The 454-nt window shown below is 58.8% G+C and carries 1 pseudogene; it reads left to right on the forward strand.

From position 1 onward, the window contains the following. Window positions 1–454: pseudogene (locus I8746_RS26940) on the forward strand (hypothetical protein); the annotation flags it as partial.

The following is a 454-nucleotide window of genomic DNA, read 5'->3' on the forward strand; positions in this document are numbered from 1 at the left end:
TCAATCGATCAACCCAAAAAATCTACTACCAACGTTTGAGCAAGGTACTCGTATTCGAATGGGCCAACACCGGAGGTGGCATTTTCAAGCGCACCGAATACGGCGGCTCATCATTCAGCACCAGCTATGCCCTCGCTTTCGCCCCCCGCCGGGAAGACGGCAGCCTGCATCAAAAAGACTGTCTCTGGGTCGACAGCAACGAACCCACCGAACCCGGCGTCAAACATGTCGCCGAAGTGTGGGAATACCTTCGCCACTTCATGGACCACGGCCCGGACAAACTCCCCCCGCCCGGTGAACCCAACTGGTGGCACAAGCCACTCCACGCCATCTGCCTGACCCCGGCAGAAGCCTGGCGCCACTATGCCCCCTGGCGAACCGGCGAGCCCGGTGAAATGCAGGGCAAAAAGAACTGGCAATTGCCGTTCTGGGCCGTGCTGTTTCCCTACAACCT

The sequence above is a fragment of the Pseudomonas sp. USTB-Z genome (genome assembly GCF_019691255.1).
Classification (GTDB): Bacteria; Pseudomonadota; Gammaproteobacteria; order Pseudomonadales; family Pseudomonadaceae; genus Aquipseudomonas; species Aquipseudomonas alloputida.